The 1,300-nt window shown below is 43.3% G+C and carries 3 protein-coding genes; all 3 read right to left on the minus strand.

Features of this window, described 5'->3' with window-relative positions; translation table 11 throughout:
* The coding region (locus tag AC1DVJ_RS30990) for an NTP transferase domain-containing protein (RefSeq protein ID WP_477596782.1) at positions 1 to 159 on the minus strand (159 nt) is incomplete at its 3' end.
* Between the two features lie 53 nt (positions 160 to 212).
* Positions 213 to 530 (minus strand): XdhC family protein, encoded by a 318-nt coding sequence (locus tag AC1DVJ_RS30995; protein WP_477596778.1) that lies wholly within the window; start codon positions 528 to 530, stop codon positions 213 to 215.
* Positions 527 to 1,300, minus strand: a 774-nt coding sequence (locus AC1DVJ_RS31000) for an XdhC family protein (RefSeq protein WP_477596780.1), incomplete at its 5' end; no start/stop codon positions are given. The genes AC1DVJ_RS31000 and AC1DVJ_RS30995, both read right to left, overlap by 4 nt.

Here is a 1,300-nt window from a genome sequence, read left to right on the forward strand (position 1 = left end):
CCGTTCCCACTGAAAACCACTCACAACGATAACCCTTTTACATCTGCCTTCAAATTTAGAAATGGTATGTTCCAATACGGTCATGGTTCCTAGTTTTAAGGCCATTTTAAAATCATTGGCTCTGCTTGAATATCCGGCTGCAAGGATGATCGCTTCCATCGATTCCACATTATGGCCCCCTAGTGTAGATAATATATGCTCCTGAATATTTCTCAATGAATGGGCTCAATAAATACATACTGAATGCCGCCACAGATTCCTCCATCTTCATAAAACAGTCCTGCAGTCAGATCAACCGTGTGCTGGGTGCTCATCTTTGTGGCTATAACATGCATGGCTATTTCAATCACCTCGCCTTCCCCGCAGCCGCCTCCGATCGTCCCGGCTATTGTTCCATCGGCATAAATAATCATTTTCGCGCCGACCTTTCTGGGCGTAGAACCCTTCGTTCGAATGACGGTAGCCAGAGCCGCATTTGCAGAGGTAGATTTAATCCTTACGATCCGTTTCATCAGCTCAAGTTCGCTCATTCATCTTCCTCCTGCCTATCCACGATAAAATGGCCGATTTCTTCTTTTAGTGATTTTCCGGATTTATGATTCTTCACCCGTAAAATTTCTGCCAATACACTGATTGCAATCTCCTCAGGCGTTTGTGCGCCAATATCTAGGCCTATAGGAGCGTATACATTCTCAAATCCGACATCTGGAAAATCCTCATGGAGCTGAGAAAATACACCTGATATGCGTCTACGGCTTCCAATCATTCCTATATAGGGAACAGAAATATGCAGGATTTCGCGAAGGATCGTAACATCATACTGGTGGCCCCGTGTGAGCAACAAAATATAAGGCCTATCCGTTATGTCCAAATTTCGGAAATACTCATTATAAGGTTTACATGCAACCTCGTCAGCCCAAGGAAATTGTTCGAAATTCGCAAATTGAGGCCTATCGCAAATGACAGTGATATAAAACCCAAGCTTTTTACCCATTTCAACCAAAGGCTTCGCCACATGGCCAGCTCCCGCAACTATTAAATGCAGCGGCTGCGGATACACTTCCACAAAATATTCAATTTCGCAGGAATTTATTTGTGAGATGTACGTATTTGATTTTTGATGGGCCAACGCCTTCYTTGCATTTTCCAATAAAGGCTGCCATTCTTCCATTGCTAATTCTTTTTCACAAAATACTTTTCCATCAGAGTAAACCAGCAGCTTGGTTCCCACAGTAACTTCCCTTAGCTGACAATCATGGTTTGGATCATGAAGATTGATCCTTGTGAGTGTGATTAAGGC

Source organism: Paenibacillus sp. P4_A9 (assembly GCF_056402415.1).